This is a genomic window from Micromonospora sp. WMMD710 (assembly GCF_029626045.1).
In the GTDB taxonomy this organism is placed as follows: Bacteria; Actinomycetota; Actinomycetes; order Mycobacteriales; family Micromonosporaceae; genus Micromonospora.
Map to the genome: position 1 here is coordinate 1,872,576 of NZ_JARUBD010000001.1, position 18,500 is coordinate 1,891,075.

19 protein-coding genes are annotated in these 18,500 nt (G+C 71.4%); 12 read left to right on the plus strand and 7 right to left on the minus strand.

Translation table 11 applies throughout. The annotated features are described in order from the left end of the window. Window positions 1–207 precede the first annotated feature (207 nt). The 4 genes from O7620_RS08480 to O7620_RS08495 are packed head-to-tail and all read left to right on the plus strand — an operon-like array spanning window position 208 to window position 1,720. Window positions 208–795, plus strand: a complete 588-nt coding sequence (locus tag O7620_RS08480) for a TMEM165/GDT1 family protein (protein ID WP_278122593.1) — start codon at window positions 208–210, stop codon at window positions 793–795. Between the two features lie 39 nt (window positions 796–834). Further along, entirely contained in the window at window positions 835–1,197 is a 363-nt protein-coding gene (locus O7620_RS08485; RefSeq protein WP_278122594.1) for a DUF1622 domain-containing protein, read from the plus strand. Beyond that, window positions 1,194–1,526 (plus strand): hypothetical protein, encoded by a 333-nt coding sequence (locus tag O7620_RS08490; RefSeq protein WP_278122595.1) that lies wholly within the window; start codon window positions 1,194–1,196, stop codon window positions 1,524–1,526. The genes O7620_RS08485 and O7620_RS08490 overlap by 4 nt, the downstream gene beginning before the upstream one ends. Next, entirely contained in the window at window positions 1,523–1,720 is a 198-nt protein-coding gene (locus O7620_RS08495) for a hypothetical protein (protein ID WP_151492344.1), read from the plus strand. Before O7620_RS08490 ends, O7620_RS08495 begins: the two co-directional genes overlap by 4 nt. A gap of 14 nt (window positions 1,721–1,734) precedes the next feature. Here O7620_RS08495 and nhaA read toward each other — a convergent pair whose 3' ends face one another. Continuing rightward, on the minus strand, window positions 1,735–3,093 hold the full coding sequence (nhaA, locus tag O7620_RS08500) for a Na+/H+ antiporter NhaA (RefSeq protein ID WP_278122596.1): 1,359 nt from the start codon (window positions 3,091–3,093) through the stop codon (window positions 1,735–1,737). A 336-nt stretch (window positions 3,094–3,429) separates the two neighbouring features. On the opposite strand from nhaA, the gene O7620_RS08505 reads away from it, so the two are divergent. Next, window positions 3,430–4,893: a polysaccharide biosynthesis tyrosine autokinase gene (locus O7620_RS08505; RefSeq protein WP_278122597.1), complete on the plus strand. Its 1,464-nt coding sequence runs from the start codon at window positions 3,430–3,432 to the stop codon at window positions 4,891–4,893. Here O7620_RS08505 and O7620_RS08510 read toward each other — a convergent pair. Next, window positions 4,874–5,428 (minus strand): low molecular weight phosphatase family protein, encoded by a 555-nt coding sequence (locus O7620_RS08510; protein WP_278122598.1) that lies wholly within the window; start codon window positions 5,426–5,428, stop codon window positions 4,874–4,876. The two genes, O7620_RS08505 and O7620_RS08510, sit on opposite strands and share 20 nt — an antisense overlap. Window positions 5,429–5,596: 168 nt before the next feature. Between O7620_RS08510 and O7620_RS08515 the strand changes: the two genes are divergently transcribed. The 4 genes from O7620_RS08515 (at window position 5,597) to O7620_RS08530 (ending at window position 10,601) form a co-directional block, all read left to right on the plus strand. Beyond that, window positions 5,597–6,841 carry a glycosyltransferase family 4 protein gene (locus tag O7620_RS08515; protein ID WP_278122599.1) on the plus strand — a complete coding sequence of 415 codons (1,245 nt, stop codon included), beginning with the start codon at window positions 5,597–5,599 and terminating at the stop codon, window positions 6,839–6,841. A gap of 100 nt (window positions 6,842–6,941) precedes the next feature. Then, a complete protein-coding gene (locus tag O7620_RS08520) occupies window positions 6,942–8,726 on the plus strand; it encodes a DUF4012 domain-containing protein (protein WP_278122600.1) in 1,785 nt (594 codons plus the stop codon). A 13-nt stretch (window positions 8,727–8,739) separates the two neighbouring features. Continuing rightward, window positions 8,740–9,369 carry a hypothetical protein gene (locus O7620_RS08525; protein WP_278122601.1) on the plus strand — a complete coding sequence of 210 codons (630 nt, stop codon included), beginning with the start codon at window positions 8,740–8,742 and terminating at the stop codon, window positions 9,367–9,369. Window positions 9,370–10,040: 671 nt separating this feature from the next. Continuing rightward, window positions 10,041–10,601, plus strand: coding sequence for a hypothetical protein (locus tag O7620_RS08530; RefSeq protein WP_278122602.1), 561 nt, complete (start codon window positions 10,041–10,043; stop codon window positions 10,599–10,601). 67 nt (window positions 10,602–10,668) lie between these two features. Here the strand turns inward: O7620_RS08530 and O7620_RS08535 are convergent, their stop codons facing one another. Both O7620_RS08535 and O7620_RS08540 read right to left on the minus strand, forming a co-directional pair. Beyond that, window positions 10,669–12,096 (minus strand): MFS transporter, encoded by a 1,428-nt coding sequence (locus O7620_RS08535; protein ID WP_278122603.1) that lies wholly within the window; start codon window positions 12,094–12,096, stop codon window positions 10,669–10,671. Between the two features lie 73 nt (window positions 12,097–12,169). Continuing rightward, window positions 12,170–12,406, minus strand: a complete 237-nt coding sequence (locus tag O7620_RS08540; protein ID WP_151492975.1) for a hypothetical protein — start codon at window positions 12,404–12,406, stop codon at window positions 12,170–12,172. Window positions 12,407–12,552: 146 nt separating this feature from the next. Between O7620_RS08540 and O7620_RS08545 the strand changes: the two genes are divergently transcribed. Then, entirely contained in the window at window positions 12,553–13,695 is a 1,143-nt protein-coding gene (locus tag O7620_RS08545) for a geranylgeranyl reductase family protein (protein ID WP_278122604.1), read from the plus strand. A gap of 74 nt (window positions 13,696–13,769) precedes the next feature. After that, window positions 13,770–13,988 (plus strand): hypothetical protein, encoded by a 219-nt coding sequence (locus tag O7620_RS08550; protein WP_278122605.1) that lies wholly within the window; start codon window positions 13,770–13,772, stop codon window positions 13,986–13,988. A gap of 58 nt (window positions 13,989–14,046) precedes the next feature. Here the strand turns inward: O7620_RS08550 and O7620_RS08555 are convergent, their stop codons facing one another. The 3 genes from O7620_RS08555 to O7620_RS08565 all read right to left on the minus strand — a co-directional run bounded on the left by O7620_RS08555 (window position 14,047) and on the right by O7620_RS08565 (window position 16,983). Beyond that, window positions 14,047–15,840 (minus strand): 5'-nucleotidase C-terminal domain-containing protein, encoded by a 1,794-nt coding sequence (locus tag O7620_RS08555; RefSeq protein WP_278122606.1) that lies wholly within the window; start codon window positions 15,838–15,840, stop codon window positions 14,047–14,049. Window positions 15,841–15,985: 145 nt separating this feature from the next. Beyond that, the gene (locus O7620_RS08560; protein WP_151492979.1) at window positions 15,986–16,645 is read right to left on the minus strand and encodes a nucleotidyl transferase AbiEii/AbiGii toxin family protein; all 660 of its coding nucleotides are present in this window, start codon (window positions 16,643–16,645) and stop codon (window positions 15,986–15,988) included. Continuing rightward, window positions 16,642–16,983, minus strand: coding sequence for a hypothetical protein (locus O7620_RS08565; protein ID WP_151492980.1), 342 nt, complete (start codon window positions 16,981–16,983; stop codon window positions 16,642–16,644). Before O7620_RS08565 ends, O7620_RS08560 begins: the two co-directional genes overlap by 4 nt. Window positions 16,984–17,629: 646 nt before the next feature. Between O7620_RS08565 and O7620_RS08570 the strand changes: the two genes are divergently transcribed. Then, window positions 17,630–18,190 (plus strand): hypothetical protein, encoded by a 561-nt coding sequence (locus tag O7620_RS08570; RefSeq protein WP_278122607.1) that lies wholly within the window; start codon window positions 17,630–17,632, stop codon window positions 18,188–18,190. Window positions 18,191–18,500 lie beyond the last annotated feature (310 nt).

The window sequence follows — 18,500 nt, forward strand, 5'->3', positions numbered from 1 at the left end:
CACCCCGGGCGGTCTCCGGGGTGATCCGATAGGGTTGGTCACGCGAAGGGGAGTAGCCCCCAATGTCGTGGTCGACATACTGGTGCGTTCCGCATCCGGCCACGCGGCCCCGGTCTCCGGGGCGGGCGAGACCTTCGACTCAGGCTGTTGCAGCCGGGTCGAGGGCGCCCCTGTACCTCCTCCCGGTGTGAAAACGGGAAGGATGTCATGGAGGGATTTCTCGCCGCGCTGGTTGTCAGCTTCGGCGTCATCTTCGTCGCCGAACTGGGGGACAAGTCCCAGTTGATGGCGTTGACCTTCGCCACGCGGTTCAAGCCGATCCCGGTGCTGATCGGCATCACCGTGGCGACGGCGGTGGTGCACCTGGCGTCGGTCGCGATCGGCGCGGGTCTCGGGGCGGTGCTGCCCACCGAGTGGATCTCGCTGGTGGCCGGTGTGGCGTTCCTCGGCTTCGGCGCGTGGACCCTGCGGGGGGACAAGCTCACCGACGAGGAGAAGCGCAAGGCGGAGAAGACGAACAAGACCGCGCTGGTGGCGGTGTCGGTGGCGTTCTTCCTGGCCGAGCTGGGCGACAAGACCATGCTCGCGACGATCACCCTGGCCACCAAGTACGGCTGGTTCGGCACCTGGCTGGGCTCCACCATCGGCATGGTGGCGGCGGACGCCCTGGCCATCCTGGTCGGCCGGATGCTCGGCCGCCGGCTGCCGGAGAAGACCATCAAGTACGGCGCCGCGATCCTCTTCGCCATCTCCGGTCTCTGGCTGATCCTCGAGGCGGTGAACGAGCTGACCTGAGTGTCGACTAGCCGCTGCGTGCGCGGGTAACGGCCCGGGGTGGGGCCGGCGGAGCTGTTGCGCCACGGCGACGAGGTGCTGGTCGCCGTGGTGGAGGCCGCCGGCGCTCTGGTGATCTTCGTGGGTGCGGTCTGGGCGGCGGTGCGATTCGTGGTCGAGGGGCTGCGACATCGCACCGCCGCTGTCTTCACTCCGATCCGGCTGAGCCTGGGCCGGTTCCTGACCCTGGGTCTGGAGTTCCAACTGGCGGCCGACGTGCTGCGGACGGCCGTGTCGCCGTCGTTCGCCCAGATCGGCCAGCTGGCGGCCATCGCCACGATCCGGACGGCGCTGAACTACTTCCTGGGTCGGGAGATCCGCCAGGAGCAGCGGCAGGTGGCCGAGGGCGAGCGCCGGTCGTGACAGGCGCGTTGGCCGTGGCGGTCACCGCGCTCGCTCTGGTCGTGGGTGTGGTGACCGTGCTGCTCACGGGTGCCGGCCGCGCCGCGATCCGGATTCTGCTGGATCTGCTGACCGCGGCGGCCCTGCTCCGGCTCGCCGGCGGACCGGGCTGGACCGACCTGGCCGGCGTGGCGGTGATCGTCGCGTTGCGCCAACTGCTCGGGGCGGCGCTGGGCACCACGCCCCCGTGGTCGGGTGGACAATCGTCGGCGTCCTGCGCCACGAACGATCACCACTTACCGTTGGCGGTGAGAGGCGAAACGGGCGAAAGCGGGAGGATCACGAGATGAGCCGGCACGACGAACCCAACGAGTACGGCTACTCCGGGGGCGCCACCGCGCCCGAGCCGCCTCCCGGCGGGAAGCCCGACGAGCAGGACGAGGCCGAGGCGGTGGCGGTGCCGGGCGACGACCTCACGGCACCGGCGGCCGAGGCGCTGGCCGAGGAGACCGAGGAGCAGCCGCCTGCCGAGCGCCGTCGCTGAGCCCGCGACTCCGGTCAGCGGCCGGCGGGGCGCTGGTAGACGTCCGGCACGCCGTCGCCGTCGGCGTCCAACCGCTCCCGCTCGGCCACCCGGCGGTACGCGGCGTTGCGGCGCAGCAACACGACGGCGGCCAGCCCGGCGGAGATCACCGACCCGGCGAGCACGGCGGTCTTCACCCGGTCGTCGGCGACGCTGCCGGCGCCGAACGCCAGGTCGCCGATGAGCAGCGACACGGTGAAGCCGACACCGGCGAGCAGCGCGATGCCGAGCAGGTCGGCCCACCTGATGTCCTCGTCCAGTTCGGCGCGCGTGAAGCGGGCCAGCAGATAGGTCGAGCCGAAGATGCCGACGCTCTTGCCGAGGACCAGGCCGGCGACGATGGCGATCACCACCGGGTCGGTCAGCAGGGCGCCCACGTCGGTGCCGCGCAGTGTGACGCCGGCCGCGAACAGGGCGAAGATCGGCACCGCGAATCCGGCGGACACCGGCCGCCACCGGTGTTCCAGGTGCGCGGCGAGGCCACCGGCGTCGGTGTCGGCGTCGGCCGGTGGGGCGGCGGTCGAGGCGTCGCCGGTGCCGCGGCGGCGCGCCAGCACCGGCACGGTGAAGCCGAGCAGGACGCCCGCCACCGTGGCGTGCACCCCGGAGGCGTGCACCAGCGCCCAGGCGGCCAGCGCGAGGGGGATCAGCGCCCACCACCTGGTGCGTCCGCGTCGCACCAGCAGCGCGAAGAGCCCGATCGGCACCAGCGCGGCCAGCAACGGTACGGGATGGAACTCGGCGGTGTAGAAGATCGCGATGATGGTGATCGCGAACAGGTCGTCGACCACGGCGAGGGTGAGCAGGAAGGCGCGTAGGCCCTGGGGCAGGTGTGAGCTGACCACCGCGAGCACGGCGAGGGCGAAGGCGATGTCGGTGGCGGTCGGGATCGCCCAGCCGCGGAGCCCCGGCCCGCCCCCGGCCAGCACGACCGCCACGTAGATCAGCGCGGGCAGCAGCATGCCGCCGAGCGCGGCCACCACCGGCAGCGCGGCACGCCGCGGGTCGCGCAGTTCGCCGACGACGAATTCCCGCTTGAGTTCGAGCCCCACCACGAAGAAGAAGACGGCCAGCAGGCCGTCGGCGGCCCAGGTGGCCATGGACAGGTCGAGATGCCAGCGCGCCCCGCCGGGCCAGGGCACCCAGTCGCCGAGCCGGACGTACGAGTCGACCCAGGGGGAGTTCGCCCAGATCAGCGCGAGCACGGCACCGAGCAGGAGCAGCGCGCCGCCGACGGTCTCGGTCCGCAGGACGTCGGCCAGGTGCCGCGCCTGCGGCCAGGACGATCGCGAGAAGAGCCGGAACCGGTCGGACGGTGGGGTGTGGTCGGCCATGTGTGCGGCTCACCTCGGGTGTGGGGACGGCAGGAATCCACTCGCCGACCAGACTTCCCGGCACACCACTGTCGACCCTATCCGGGACCGCGCGTCGCCGCGACCACGGGGCGGAAGGGGGGCCGGCCGATCGGTTGTCGACTTTCCCCGGATATCGCCGCTGCCGAATGGCCTTCTGTCGGGTTGGTCATGCGGGCACACATGTTCGCCGCTGAAAGTACATAACTCCGGACATAAGCCGTATGAGCAGCTTTAATGGTTTCACGAGTTTAAGACGACCTTGGGGGTTTTCGTGAAGTTCTTTGGCGTAACCGGACCGGCACGGAGGCGCTCCTGATGGACCTGCTCCGCCAACTGCGGCACGTACGTCGGCACTGGTGGCTCGTGTTGGTCACGGTCATGGTCGCCCTGGGTCTCTCGGCGTTCGTGACCGTACGGGCCCAACCCCGGTACGTCGCCTCGGTGACGTTCTTCGTCACCACCCCCAACCAGGGCATCAGCGACGCCTATCAGGGCGGCCTCTTCCTTCAGCAGCGCGTCAAGTCGTACGCCGATCTGCTCACCAGCGACCGGCTGGCGCAGAGCGTGGTGGCCGAGACCCCGGTCGGGCTCACCGCGGACGAGGTGCAGCACCGGGTGGCGACCTCCACCGAGACCGGCACCGTCCTGCTGCGCGCGTCGGTGACCGACACCGACCAGACCCGGGCCCTGCGAGTCACCGAGACCCTGGCCGCGAAGTTCGTCGAACTCGTGCAGAAGGTCGAGACGCCACCCGACGGCAAGGCTCCGATCAAGATCGAGGTGGTGAGCGGCCCCCGGGTCAGCGCCAGCCCCGTATCGCCGCAGCCGGCCCGCAACCTCACCCTGGGCGGGCTGCTCGGCCTGGTGCTCGGCGTCGCCCTGGCGATCCTGCGCGGCGTGGCCGACGTCCGGCTGCGCGACGCCGCCGGGCTGCAACGGGCCACCGGCAGCCCGCTGCTCGGTGAGATCCCGTTCGAGAACAGCGCCCGCACCGCGCCGCTGATCGTCGGCGACGCCGCGACCTCGGCGCGCGCCGAGGCGGTCCGCAAACTGCGCACCAACCTGCGCTTCGTCGACGTGCACGAGCCGGCCCGGGTCATCGCCGTGACCAGCGCCCTGCAGGGAGAGGGCAAGACCACGCTCTCCTGCAACCTGGCCATCGCGCTGGCCGAGGCGGGCTGGCGGGTGCTGCTGGTCGACGCGGACCTGCGCCGCCCGAAGATCGACGAGTACCTGGGCATGGACGCCGGGGTCGGGCTCACCGACGTGCTGGTCGGCGACGTCCAGGTCGGTGACGTGGTGCAGCGCTGGGGCGACAAGTCGCTGCTGGTGCTGCCCAGCGGCTCGGCGCCACCGAACCCGAGCGAACTGCTCGGCTCCAAGGCGATGGCCGACCTGCTGCTCGCCCTGCGCGAGTCGGCGGACATCGTGATCATCGACACCGCGCCACTGCTCGCGGTGACCGACGGTGTCGTGGTGGCCGTCCAGGCCGACGGCGCGCTGCTGGTGAGCCAGCAGGGTCGTACGTCGCGGACCCAGGTGGCCGCGGCGGCCCGTTCGCTGCACTCGGTGTCGGTGCGGCTGCTCGGCTGCGTGCTGAACATGGCCAAGGTGGCCAAGGCCGAGGCGTACCAGTACGAGGCCTACCGGGTGGTCGCCTCGACGGCCACGCCGTCGGTGCCGACCGACCGGGTCAGGTCGGCGGCCAGGCACAGCGAGGGCAGCGGGGTCAACGGCGTCAGCGACCGCACCCAGGAGCTCACCCGGCTGCCCCGATGAGCGCGGCGAGGGGTCGCAACGCCCGTTCGATCTCCTCCGCGCACCGTCGGAAGTCGGCGGCGGTGCCGCCGATCGGATCCCGCAGGTCATCCGCGTCGGGGGCGGCGGGTTGCAGCCGCCCCCGGGCGCGGGTGGCGGCGGCGATCGCGGCCCCCAGCGGGTCGTCGGCCCGCTCGGTGGCCGGCTCGGCCGCCGCGGCCAGCCGGCCGAACTGGAGCATGGTGAACGTGCGGTGCAGCGCCGCCGGTGCCAGCGCGGTGCAGACCGATCGCTGGCGCCGGGTCGCGGTCAGCACCAGCGTCGCGTCGGTCAGGTACTCGGCGCGCAGCGTCCGGCTGCGGAACTCCGCCGGGTCCGCGCCGCCCTCGGCCGCGACCCGCTGGGCGTACGGGTGCATGGCCAGCCCGTCCATCGCGTCGGTGCCGGCGCTGGACACCGCGACCGGCTGGTCGGCGAGCAGCCGGCGGGCCAGGTACTCGGCCATCGGCGATCGGCACAGGTTGGCGTGGCAGACGAACAGCACACGGTCGGCCATGGTGGCCCCTTCCGTCGGTGCGGACACGGCCGGCCGCACCGCGAGGGCGGTGCGTCGACGCCGGTGGCCGCGCGGGGAGGGGTTGTCGGCATCGTACGCGGGCCGGCTGCCCGCCGGACGTGCTGCCGCGCCGACCGGGGCCGATCCGTGGTGGACGGCGGTGCCCCGGTGAAGATCGGCATCCTGTCGTACCACTTCCCGCCCGAGCCGGCCTTCATCCCGGGCAGCCTCGCCGAGGCCCTCGCCGCCCGCGGGCACGAGGTCCGGGTGCTCACCGGCTTCCCGGACTATCCCGGCGGGCACGTCTACCCCGGCTGGCGGCAGCGGTGGCACCACGAGACGCACAGCGAACGGCTGACCGTCCGGCGGGTGCCGAGGTACACGGGGGCCGGCACGTCCACCGGCGCGCGGATGGCCAGCTACCTGTCCTTCGCGGGCAGCGCGACGATGACCGCGCGCCGGGTCCTCGGCGATGTCGACGCGCTCTACATCTTCCAACTGCCGGCCACCACGTTCGCCGCGGCCGGAGTGCTGCGACTGCTCGGGCGGGTTCCGGCGGTGGTGCACGTGCAGGACGTCTGGGCGCGCGACGGCGACGGCGAGGCGGGCGACGGACGGTGGGCGACGCGGATGTCCACCGCGATGACCCGGATCTACCGGTCCGCCGCGCGGGTCGCGGTGGCCGCGCCGTCGATGCGGGACCTGGTGGTCGCCGCCGGCGCCGATCCGTCCCGGGTCCGGGTGGTGCTGAACTGGACCGACGAACGGATCTTCCACCCGGCGACGCCGGACGCCGCGGCCCGCCAACTGGTCCGCCGCGACGGACGGTGCGTGGTGATGCACGCCGGCACGATCGGCGCCCGACAGGGGCTGGAGACGGCGGTACGGGCGGCCGCGGCGTTGGACCGGACGATGGATCTGGTCCTGGTCGGTTCGGGTGCCGAGGAGCGGCGGGTGCGGGGGCTCGCCGCCGAGCTGGGCGCGGAGAACATCCGCTTCGTGGAGCGGCGCTCGCCGGTCGACATGCCGCAGTTGTACGCCGCCGCCGACTACCAGCTGGTCATGCTGCGCGATCTGCCGGAGCTGCGGGGCATGGTCCCGGGCAAGCTGCAGGCCGCGCTCTCCTGCGCCGCGCCCGTGGTGGCCTCGGCCGGGGGAGACACCGCCGAGTTGGTCGAACGGGCCCGGGCGGGACTGTCCTGCCCGCCCGAGGACTGGGCCGCGCTGGCCGACCGGTTCTGGCTGGCCGCGACCATCCCCGCCCCGGCACGCGTCGAGATGGGTCGCCGTGGCCGCGAGGCGTACCTGCGGGAGATGTCGTTGCCGGCCGGCGTCGACCAGATCGAGCGGCTGCTGCACGAGGCGGCGGGCCGCGCCGCGGAACCAATTGCTTCACGAATGAAACTCGCCTAAAGGACGAGAAGCGCCAAAACGGTACGGGATGGTGCTTTGCGTGCTAAGAACGGTCAGGGGAAATCGGATCTTCTGTCCGGTTCCTGGGATGGAGAGTGGTGTGACGGAGAGCGAACGACCGCACCGGCGGCGCAGCCGGTCCCGGCGCCGGCGACGCGCGCGACTGCGACGGGCGCTGCTTGGCGCCCTGGTGGTCTGCTCGCTGCTGCTGACGATCGGAGGGTGGATCGGTTTCCGTGGTTGGCAGGCGCGCTCCCACCTGCTCAACGCCGCTGGCCTCGCCCGCGAGTTGAGCGCCCAGGTCGTCGGCGGGGACACCGACCGTGCCCTGCGAACCCTCGCCGCCCTTCAGGAGCAGTCCGGCGCGGCCCGAGCCGCGACCGCCGACCCGGGCTGGGCGCTCGCCCGGCGTACCCCGATCGCGGGCGACGACCTCGACGCGGTCCGCCAGATCTCGGTCGCCATCGACGAGTTGGCCCGGCAGGCGTTCCCGGCCCTGCTCCGGACGGACCTAACCAGCCTCGTGCCGTCCGGCGGCCGACTGGATCTGGCCCGGCTGACCTCGGTCTCCGCCGAGTTGTCCCGGGTGAGCGAGGCGGTGCAGCGCACCCGCCGGGACCTGGCTGTGGTGCCCGCCGACCGCCTGGTCAACCAGATCCGCCAGGCGCTCACCGACCTGCGGGCCGAGATCGACCGCCTGGCCAGCCTCACCACGGCCGCCGACCAGGGAGCCCGGCTGCTGCCGCCACTGCTCGGCGCGAACGGCCCGCGGCGCTACCTGCTGGTCTCACAGAACCTGGCCGAGCTGCGGGCCACCGGCGGCATGTTCGGCGCGTACGCCATGATCGAGGCCGAGAACGGCGCGGTCCAGATGGGTAGGCAGGGCAGCAGCGCGTCCCTGGGCCACTTCACGCCGGCGTTGAAGCTGCCGGCCGAGACCCGGGCGCTTTGGACCGACCTGCCCGGCATCTATCCCGCCGACGTCAACCTGACCCCGCATTTCCCGACCGCCGCCGCGCTGTACCGGGAGATGTTCCGGCGCAAGACCGGCACCACCGTCGACGGCGTGCTCGCCGTCGACCCGGTGGTGCTGTCCTACCTGCTCAAGGCGACCGGTCCGGTGCTGGTGCCCGGTGGGGTCCCGCTGGCCAGCGAGAAGGTCGTGCAGACCCTGCTCAACGACAGCTACCAGCGGCTGAGCGTCAAGCAGCAGGACGACTTCTTCGCGGCGTCGGCCGCCGCGGTGTTTGACGCCTTTTTCAAGAAGAATGTCAACCCACGGGTGTTGTTGTCCGCATTCGACCGTGCTATCACCGAACGCCGGATATTGTTCTGGAGTGCCCGACCTGAAGAACAGCGGACATTCGGCGACAGCCGGATGGCCGGGACGCTTCCGGAACAGGACACCGTGCCGACGGTCGGCGTGTTCCTCAACGACGGCAGCGGCGCGAAGCTCGGCTACTACCTGCGGCCGGCGGCGAACCTGACAGTCGGCGATTGCCGGCCCGACGGTCGCCGTGAGCTCCGGCTGCGGGTGACCTTGCGCTCGACGGCGCCGAAGTCCGGACTCAGTGAGTCGGTACTCGGCCTCGGCCTGGCCGGCGATCCGTACACCGCCCGCACCTTGGTGTCGATCTTCAGCCCGGCTGGGGGCGCGGTACTGGAGGCCCGGCTCGACGGGGCCCAGACGGCGCTCGGTAGCGGCACCGAACGTCGCCGCCAGGTCGCGACGGCCAACGTCGACGTCGGCCCCGGCTCCGAACGGGTGCTGGAGGTCACCGTGCTGACGGCCAAGACCGGCGTCGGGCGAGCCGAGCTGTGGCTGACCCCCACCGCCAGCCCGTGGACCACCCAAGTTCATTCCGCACCAAGCTGTGACCAGTAGGAGGGAACCAATCATGCGGCTATCCCGCATCATCATGGCGCTCACGGTCGGCCTGGCCGTGGTGGCCGTGCCGACGGCAGCGGGGGCGGCTCAGCCGCAGCCGGCGCCCAGCGCGACCACAGACCCGCCCCAGCCGCCGCCCTACCCGCCGACCGGCCCGTCATTGACCGTCAACCGGCCGACGATCTTCCTCGGCGAGACGGTCGTGCTGACCGGCACCGGATTCGGTCCGAACGAGACTGTCGACATCGTGGTGTCGGTGACCCCGCTGGCCGCTCCGGCGGCCGGCCAGGCGCCGGCGCGGCGCAGCGACGGTACGACGGTCGCCATGGCACCCGTGGCATACCAGGCGAGCGCCCCGCTGAGCTTCACGGCGTTCACCGACGCCCAGGGTCGCTTCACCAAGAGCTACAAGCCGTCGGTGACGGGTCTGCTGACCTTCACCGCCACCGGTCGGGAATCCGGCCGGACCGCCAGCACCGAGCTGCGGGTGCTGCACAAGAAGCAGCCGCTGCCCGTCACGGGTGACAGCATCGGCACGCCCATGAAGCTCGGCGGCGGCCTGGTCGGCGCGGGCGCGATCATGCTGCTGCTGACCCTGGCCTGGCGTCGCCGCCAGCGCTTCGGCGGGGCTGCGCACTAATCGGTGTCACCACCGGGCAGTGCCCGGACTTCACCTGGGGCTGGTGCCCGTCGGACCTGATCCGACGGGCGCCAGCCCGTCCTGTATGCCCAGCCCGACGTTGCGATCAACTCGGCATCAATGAAACCGGGGTGTCACCCCGTCTCGGATACCGCGTTTTCGCCGAACCTGAGTGGATTACCCGGTGATTGCCCGACGGGGGGTCGTGGCCGGTCGCGTCGGGTGGGTGGTTTGTCCGGTGGTGGGGGGTTGTGGGGTGTGACCGGCTGCACCCGGGTGGTGGAATGGTGGCTGGCCGGGGGTCGTTACATCCCCTGACGATCGCAGGACCGCCGCGGCCGGCTCGACCCTGGTGCGGGGTGGGAATGCCCGGCCTGGTGCGGTCGTTGCAGACCCGGCCAGCGACCAGGCGCCGCCGTGATGCGGGCGCCGATGGATGGGTCCGCCCCCCGGGAATGACCCCCGGCAGCTGGTCGTTACATCCGGTCCCGGCGCCCCGAGCCCCCGCGCTTGGTAGGCCGCCGACATCGGCGCCGCGAGCCCCCGGGCTCGTAGGCCCCCAGACTTTTCTCCCGTGTGTTTGTGCAGCGCCGGATGAGGTGCTCACACCCTGCCCGCCGTTTTCCCCCTTTGGCGGTGTGGGTGTTTCTACCCCCGAAGGAGCTACCCCCATGACCACGATCTTCCGTAAGAGTGTGCTGTCTGTTGCGGGTCTCGCGTTCGCCGGTGGTGTGTTCGCCGGTCCGATCGCCGCCCACGCCAACCCGGTCGACGTCAAGTCCGTCGCGGTGGCGGTGCAGACGGGTGCGCCGAAGCCGCAGGGCGAGCAGTCGCACATCACCCTCAACGGTGAGCAGACCGCGAACGTCAAGGCGATCATCGCCGCGACGAAGAAGGCCGGCCTGCCCGAGCGCGCCGCGGTGATCTCGATCGCGACGAGTTTGCAGGAGTCGAAGTTGGAGAACCTGGGTCACCTGGGTGACGCCAACGATCACGACTCGTTGGGCCTGTTCCAGCAGCGTCCGAGCTCCGGTTGGGGCACGCCGGAGCAGATCACCGATCCGGCCTATTCCACCACCGCGTTCCTCAAGGGCCTCACGCAGGTCGACGGTTGGCAGGACATGGCGCTGACCGACGCCGCGCAGACCGTGCAGGTGTCGGCCTACCCGGACGCCTACGCCCAGTGGGAGCAGCAGGCCACCGACCTGGTCGGCCAGTACTGGAACAGCTGACCCGCAGAACAACACCGAAGGCCGGCACCCGCACAGGGTGCCGGCCTTCGCCGTACCCCTGGGGTCGTCAGCTCTTGTGGACGATGTCGATCAGCGCCGCGATCAGGGCGAGCGCGATGATGCCGGTGGCCAGCACGAGGGACGTCTCGAAGGCCCTGGTCCAGTCGCCGTGGCTGTCGGTCAGGGTGGAGAAGAACAGCGAGCCGACGGCGGCGATGCCCGCCGCGGCGCCGATCCGCTGACCGGTCTGGAGCATGCCCGCGCCGCTGCCCGCCTGTTGTACGGGGACCTGCGCGAGGGTGAGCGTCTGGTTGGGAGCGATCACCAGTCCGCTGCCGATACCGGCGATGAGCAGGGGACCGGCGGTGACCCAGGGTGCCGGCGCGTGCGGCGCCAGGCGGAGCGCGACCACCGTGGCGGCGAGGCCGATCACCACCGCGAGCAGTCCGATGCCGACCAGCGGCCGGCCGAAGCGGTTGACGATCCGGCCGCCCAGCGCGGACGCGGCGGCCGAGCCGAGCGCGAACGGGGTGATGGCCAGGCCGGCGACGAGCGCGCTGTAGCCGAGGCCGTTCTGCAGGTACAGGGTGAAGACGAAGAAGATCGCGGTGAAGCCGCCGAAGTAGATCAGCGCGATGAGCGACCCCAGGGTGTATGACTGGAAGCTGAACAACCTCAGGTCGAACAGGGGCTCGTGGTGGCGTGCGTACGACCGCTCCCAGAGCCCGAACGCGACGAGCACCGCCAGGCCGGCCGGGATGAGCGCCCACTTCCACGGGGTCCGCCACTGCTGCTCCTGCACCAGCGGCAGCAGGATGAGCACCACGCCCACGCCGAGCAGCAGCACGCCGACAGGGTCGAGCCGGCGCCGGCTCGGCTGCCCATCGGGGCGACCCGGCAGCAAGCGCCAGCCGAGGATCACCGCGAGGATGCCGACCGGCACGTTGACGAAGAAGACCCACCGCCAGCCGTGTTCCTCGCCGCCGATGGCGATGAGCAGTCCACCGAGCAGGGGACCGACGGCCGTGGAGATACCGATGGTGGCCCCGAGCAGACCGAACGGGCGGGCTCGTTCCGGCCCCCGGAACAGTTGCTGGATCAGCCCGATCACCTGCGGGTTGACGACGCCGGCCGCGGCGCCCTGCAAGAGCCGGGCGGCGACCAGCCACGTCGGGGAGGTGGCCAGGCCGGCGAGCGCGCTGGTCAGCGTGAACAGGGCGATGCCGAAGACGAACGCGTTGCGCCGGCCGCGGGCGTCGCCGAAGCGGCCGGCGGGTACGAGCACCAGGCCGAAGGTGAGCGCGTACCCGGACAGGATCCACTGCAGGTCGCTCGGCGACGCGTGCAGCGCCCGGTCGATGGACGGCACCGCGACGTTGACGATGCTCACGTCGAGCAGCGTCATGAACGCGGCGACCAGGCCGACGCCCACGGCCTGCCAGCGGCGGCGGTTCTCCGCCGCGTCGAGCGGCTGCGGCGTCTGCGCCGCGCTCATCCTGGCCCCCGCTGACCGGTGATCATCCATTTTTGGTCGCTACCCCGGTCGTCGGGGTGCGAACCGTCGCGGGTCACGCCATCTGACGGGCGCAGAATCGGGGACCGAAGTCGAGGCCGGCCATCGGCGAGTCCTCGCGGTGCAGCAGGCCCTTCTCGGTGAGCAGGTGCAGCGGCGCGCGCACCTGTTCCTCGCTCAGTCCGGCCTCCTCGCCGATCAGGTCCGGGTACGGCACCTGTCCGCGTTGCTCGAGGGTGGTGACCGCCTGGTACACCCGTTGCTCGACCTCCGACAGTTGCACCTGCTGCATGATCTCCTCCTTTGGTCGTCCGCTCGCGCGGACGTTTGCGCTGCGTCGGGTACCCGCTGGTGGAGCGAAAATGCCCACCCGATCGGGCGGTCGAGGTGGCGTGCCGTGCCCGGTCCGCGCCTCGCGCGGTGCCCTAGGCTGCAACCGTGATCATCTGGGATCTCATCGTCGTCGGCGCCGGCCCCGCTGGGCTCTCCGCGGCACACGCCGCCGCCCGCGCCGGCGTTCGCACCCTTGTTGTCGAACGGGCCGCCCATCCGCGGTACAAGACCTGCGGTGGTGGTCTCATCGGCACCTCGCTGGCCGCCGTGCGGGACCGGATCGAGGTGCCGGCGCACGACCGGGTGGACCGGGTGACGTTCACCCGGGATGGCCGCCGTGAGTTCACCCGCCGGCACGACAGCCCGGTGGTGACCATGGTGCGCCGCGAGGAGTTCGACGACCGGCTGCGCGCGGCGGCTGTCGCCGCCGGCGCGCACATGCGGGAGCGGGTCGCGGTCCGCGCGATCGAACAGGACCCTGAGCAGGTACGCGTGCGGCTGGCCGACGGTACGACGCTGACAGCCCGCGCGGTGATCGGCGCGGACGGGTCGTCCGGGGTGACCGCCCGGCACGTCGGAGTGCGGTACCGGCAGGTGGATCTGGGCCTGGAGGTGGAGGTGCCGGTGCCGCCCGCCGAGCAGGAGCGGTGGCGGGGCCGGCTGCTGCTGGACTGGGGTGCGATGCCGGGCTCCTACGCGTGGGTGTTCCCCAAGAATGATCGCCTGACGGTTGGCGTGATCGCCGCACGGGGCGCGGGGGAGGGGACGCGGGAGTACCTGCGGCAGTTCGTGGACCGGCTCGGGTTGACCGGGTTGCCGGCCGAGCACGACTCCGGTCACCTGACCCGCTGCCGGGATGAGGATTCGCCGCTGCGTGCCGGCCGGGTGTTGGTGGCCGGGGACGCGGCGGGGCTGCTGGAGCCGTGGAGCCGGGAGGGCATCAGCTTCGCGTTGCGTTCCGGCGAGTTGGCCGGTGCGGCGGTCGCCGCCGGTGACCTGTCCGGGTACGAGCGGGCGGTGGCCGAGCGGCTGACGCCGGAGATGCGGGCGGGGTTCCGGCTGCTCGACGTGTTCACCCGCCGCCCGGGGGTGTTCCACGCCCTGTTGGCGACGCCGCCGGGGTGGCGGATGTTCGTCCAGTTCTGCCAGGGCCACGCCAGCTTCGCCGAGATGCTGGAGCGCCGGCCGATCCGGGCGGCCCTCGCCCTGCTGGACCGACGGGCCCATTCCATTCACCCAGGATCCTAGGACGCCCTACGCGGTGTGCCCCCTCTCGCACCCGAACGTCGGGCGGGCGACGGCGAACCGGACGCTGGTGCGCGGTGGTCCGCTCGCCGGACAATGGTGGGCAGCAGCGGGAGGTGCTGATGACCGAGCAGCCGTTCACCGACGACGAGTACGCGTTTCTGCGCCACGTCCGGTTCGGGGAGTTGCCACCCGCCGTCCGCCCCGACGAGCGGGTCGCCCTCACCGAGACCGATCCCGGGCGTGACCAGCCGGGAAAGGCCGAGGACCCGGTCCGGTGGAACGTGCAGGGCTGAGAACGCGCGAACGGGCCGGGGGTGTCGCCACCCACGGCCCGTCCGGGATCCGCTTCGGTCAGAAAACCGGCACGCCCTCGCGTACCAGCCGCCAGTTGGGCTGGAAGAAGTCGGCCGGGTTGATGGTGCCCCTGGCCTGCGCCCAGTCGATGAGCAGCTGGCGGATCTCCTGCTGCTCGTTGTAGATCGGCGTCTGCACGATGCCGGGGAAGTTGCCGCCGCCGCTGCGCCGGTAGTTGTTCACCGCGACCACGAACTGCGCGTTGTCCGCGACCGGGGTGTCGGTGCCGGGCAGCACCAACCGCGTGATCCGCTGGCCCACCGGCCTCGAGATGTCGATGTCGTAGTCCAGGCCGGAGATCACGTCGTAGTTGTAGTCCGGCACCGCCGGCGAGTCGCTGATCTGTTCCGGGTCGACCGGGGCACCGGGGGCGAAGGTCCGGAAGTACTTCGCCGAGTACTCCAGGTAGGCGCGCACCTCGGCGCCGCTGAGCACGACCGCCTCAAGCGTGTTGTCGTAGACGTACAGCCCTGCCACGTCGCGAATCTTCACGTCCCCGGCGGGGAAGACCGCGGTGCGGCTGAACGGTGACGCCTGCGACAGCACCGGCAGGGCGGCGTACTGCGTGCCGGCCAGCGCCTTCGTGACGGTCTCGGCCTGGACGTGGTTGATGAAGTCCAGGATCGGCGTGTCCTTGTAACGCGACTCGCCGGTGGACATCTCCACGGTGGCCTGCGCGACCACCTGGTTGACGTACGCGATGGTCTTCTGGTGCTGGGCCCGTACGGCGGCGAGCACCTTCGGGTCCTCGACCACCGTGTTGGTGTTCAGCATGCTGGCGGCCTTCTTGGTGATCGTCCAGCGGCCGTGCTCGCGGGCGAGCGTGAAGTCCATCCGGGTGAGCCGCTGGCCCCACTTCGACGGCTCGGAGAGCAGCACCTGCGCGCCGGTCCGCTCGTTGGTGACGAACCGCTCGACCACCTCGTTGTGGGCGTGACCGAAGAGGATCGCGTCGATCCCCGGCACCTGCTGGGCGATCAGCGCCACCGGGTTCTCGTTCGGCAGCTCCGGGCCGTAGCTGGAGGTGCCGCTGTCGCCGCCGTGCGCGGAGATCAGCACGACGTCAGCACCACGGGCGCGCATGATCGGCACCCACTTCGCGGCGGTCGCGACCATGTCGTCGAAGCGCAGCCGGCCCTCGACGTTGCCCCTGTCCCAGATGGCCACGCCGGGGTTGGTGAGGCCGAGGATGCCGACCCGCAGAGTCGGCGCGGCGAAGCCGAGGGAGACCTTCTTGATGACGTACGGCAGGAAGGCCGGCTTGCCGGTCTTCGCGTTGATCGCGTTCGCGGCGAGGGCCGGGAAACCGAGCTGGCGGATCCACAGCTCCAGCAGCGGTAGGCCGTAGTTGAACTCGTGGTTGCCCAGCGTCACCGCGTCGTAGTCGATGACGTTCATGGCCCGGGCCATCGGGTGCTTCTCGCCGGTGGCCGTGATCGGCTCCTGCTTGGCGTAGAACGTGGCCAGGGGCGTGCCCTGGATGGTGTCGCCGGCATCGAGCACCAGCGTCGCCTTGCCGCGCCGCTCGGCGCGGATCTGGTTGATCAGAGTGGCCAGCTTCGCGACGCCGATGTCGTTGTGCTTGCTGTCGTCGTACTCGGCGTCGCGGTAGTAGTCCCAGTTGTAGACGTTGCCGTGCGTGTCCGACGTGCCCAGGAGGGTGAGGTCCCAGGTGCGCGGCCGGGCCGGGCGCGCCGCCTGCGCGGGGGCGGCGGCGATCAGCGGGGCGGTCGCCGCCGCGGCCGCGACGGCGAGCACCTGGCGGCGCGACGGGCCGGAGGGAGAGGTCATGACGTGCCTTTCCGTGGGGGTGGACGCGCCTCGTGAGCGCCTCGCGCACCATAACCAGCGGTTGTCACTCCCGCCACGTCAGCCCCGACCGTTGCAGCGGTTCGGCACCGACACCCCGGAAGGTCGCCTCGGCCAGCCGGCGGAGTCAGCGTGGCCAGGTGGTGAAGCGCTGCCTCACCCGGGCGACGTCGTCGGCGCTCAGGCCGTACCGGCCGAAACGCTTGTCGGACAGGCGGTCCAGGTAACGGCCGGCGGCTCGCACGTCGTCCGGATCCAGCACGGGATCGACCTGCCGGGCCAGCACCAGCAGCTCGGTCACGTCGTAGTGCTCCAGCGCCGCCGCCACGTCGATGAAGTCGCGGACCTCCCGCCGGTTGACCAACGCCGCGATCTTGTTGGCCACCAGGTCGCGGACGTCCATCACCGGCCCGAGGTCCATCACCACCGGGCTCTGCTGCCGGTCCAGCCGAGCCAGGCTCAGCCGGATCTGGCGCCCGTCCCGGCTCACCACGAAGTCCTTCATGTCCCGGTCGTACCCGTCGAACAGCTCGGCGAGGTCGCTGTCCGGGTCGGCGTCGGTCACGGTGAACCCGGCGCGCTCCAACGCGACCCGCACCCCGGCGGAGGCGGCCGCGGCGGCACCCTCCACGTCGGCGAAGAGGTCCACATCCTCCGTCGGGCGGGCGACGAGACCGTGTGCGGCCCAGGCCACGCCGCCACCCAACACGAACCGGTACGGGCCGGCGGCGGCCAGCGCCACCCGGGCCACCTCCCGGTAGAACTCGTGCAGGTGCGGCGCGATCACGCCGCCCGCAGGCCGCGGTGCCGGCTCTCCCACGCCAGGCGTACGCCTCGGGGCAGGTTCAACAACCGCCACACCCGCCGCAGCGTCCGCCCGTTGATGAGAACGCGCAGGTCCTCGGCGCGGGTGGTTTCCCGCAGCACGTTCTCGTACATCCACAGCAACTGGTCGGGGTCGCCGAGGTCGAAGGCGCGTTCCGTGTTCCACATCAACCGCACCGGCAGTTCCACCACCCCCCGGGTGGGGCCGGCCAGTTCGGCGAGCGTCCGCGCCACCACGGCGGGGCGACCCGGGCGGGCCAGGAAGGCCACGCCGGTCGCGGTGGGGGAGACGGCCTGCATGGTGTCAGGGTAACGCCCGGCGGACCCGGTGTCGCCGAGGACGTTCCGAGCGCGTCCCGCCCGGTGCCGGTGTCCGTCGGGTGATCGACTCGACTTCCTGGAAACCGGGGTGTCACCCCGTCTCGGATACCGCGTTTTCGCTGAACCTGAGTGGATTACCCGGTGATTGCCCGACGGGGGGTCGTGGTCGGTCGCGTCGGGTGGGTGGTTTGTCCGGTGGTGGGGGTTGTGGGGTGTGACCGGCTGCACCCGGGTGGTGGAATGGTGGCTGGCCGGGGGTCGTTACACACCCTGACGATCGCAGGACCACCGCGGCCGGCTCGACCCCGGTGCGGGGTGGGAATGCCCGGCCTGGTCCGGTCGTTGCAGACCCGGCCAGCGACCAGGCGCCGCCGTGATGCGGGCGCCGATGGATGGGTCCGCCCCCGGGAATGACCCCCGGCAGCTGGTCGTTACATCCGGTCCCGGCGCCCCGAGCCCCCGGCTTGGTAGGCCGCCGACACCGGCGCCGCGAGCCCCCGGGCTCGCAGGCCCCCAGACTTTTCTCCCGTGTGTTTGTGCAGCGCCGGACGAGGTGCTCACACCCTGCCCGCCGTTTTCCCCCTTTGGCGGTGTGGGTGTTTCTACCCCCGAAGGAGCTACCCCCATGACCACGATCTTCCGTAAGAGTGTGCTGTCTGTTGCGGGTCTCGCGTTCGCCGGTGGTGTGTTCGCCGGTCCGATCGCCGCCCACGCCAACCCGGTCGACGTCAAGTCCGTCGCGGTGGCGGTGCAGACGGGTGCGCCGAAGCCGCAGGGCGAGCAGTCGCACATCGACCTGAACGGTGAGCAGACCGCGAACGTGAAGGCGATCATCGCCGCGACGAAGAAGGCCGGCCTGCCCGAGCGCGCCGCGGTGATCTCGATCGCGACGAGTTTGCAGGAGTCGAAGTTGGAGAACCTGGGTCACCTGGGTGACGCCAACGATCACGACTCGTTGGGCCTGTTCCAGCAGCGTCCGAGCTCGGGTTGGGGCACGCCGGAGCAGATCACCGACCCGGCCTACTCCACGACGGCGTTCCTCAAGGGCCTCACGCAGGTCGACGGCTGGCAGGACATGGCGCTGACCGACGCCGCGCAGACCGTGCAGGTGTCGGCCTACCCGGACGCCTACGCCCAGTGGGAGCAGCAGGCCACCGACCTGGTCGGCCAGCACTGGAACAGCTGACCTACGAACAGCACGAACAGCACCACAGCAGGACCCGACCGCTGGCCGGCACCCGCAATCCGGGGTGCCGGCCAGCGGTATTTCCGTTTCGCCCGTAGGTGTGTGGCGTGTGGGTCACTGGCTGCCTACGGCGGATGCCGCCCGGTGCGCCAGCGGATGGTGTGTGGTTCGGTCGGTGGCTGCCGGCGGATCTTGGACAGTTTCCGTTCCGCGCGAACGGAAACTGTCCAAGATCTGCCGGCGTGTGGTCGAAGCGCGGCGCGACGGTGGGTGGGTGTGGTGGTCGTGAAGCAACCGCCGGTGCGGCGAG